Origin of the sequence: Rhodococcus sp. IEGM 1354, from assembly GCF_030056855.1 — a bacterium.
GTDB lineage: Bacteria > Actinomycetota > Actinomycetes > Mycobacteriales > Mycobacteriaceae > Rhodococcoides.
The window spans coordinates 1-212 of sequence record NZ_JASHKT010000099.1 but is presented as its reverse complement, the minus strand read 5'-3'; the positions used below and the strand labels follow the sequence as shown (position 1 = coordinate 212).

At 81.1% G+C, this 212-nt stretch carries 1 pseudogene; it reads left to right on the top strand.

Annotated features, from left to right (window positions below):
- Nucleotides 1-212 (top strand): annotated as a pseudogene (locus tag QM588_RS25700) (hypothetical protein); the annotation flags it as partial.

Here is a 212-nt window from a genome sequence, read left to right as displayed (position 1 = left end):
GGCGGGCCGCCAGCCCGTGGCGGTGGGTCGCTCCGCGCAGGTGGTGCGGGGTGGGGCCGCGGAGGGGGAGGCGGCGTACAGGGGTGCGGGGGCGGGGGCCCGCAGGGGGACGGTCCGCGGTCGGCGGGGGCGGCGGGGACCGGCGCGCCGCGCGACGACGTCCCCGCAGAGAGGGTCTACCAGATCGTCCCCAACGAAGCGACCCTCGCAGC